1 pseudogene is annotated in these 243 nt (G+C 42.8%); it reads left to right on the top strand.

Annotation, left to right across the window (positions count from 1 at the left end):
• Nucleotides 1-243, top strand: a pseudogene (locus AAEY83_RS17845) (imidazolonepropionase); the annotation flags it as partial.

Below are 243 nucleotides of genomic sequence, written 5' to 3' on the forward strand. Positions count from 1 at the left end.
GTACTGACATGCTAGATCAGGTAGTGGCTAATAATCTTGCTGATGCAGTCGATGTATTTTGTGAAAATGTTGGGTTTAGTTATTCGCAAACCAAACGTGTTTTCCAGGCGGCTAAAAAGCATAACCTCCCAGTAAAATGCCATGCTGAGCAGTTATCTAATCAACAGGGTGCTAAGCTGGTGGCGCAGTTTAATGGCTTTTCGGCGGATCATATTGAGCATCTAGATGAAGAGGGTGTAAAAG

Origin of the sequence: Psychrobacter sp. TB20-MNA-CIBAN-0197 (assembly GCF_040309765.1) — a bacterium.
GTDB classification, from domain to species: domain Bacteria; phylum Pseudomonadota; class Gammaproteobacteria; order Pseudomonadales; family Moraxellaceae; genus Psychrobacter; species Psychrobacter submarinus.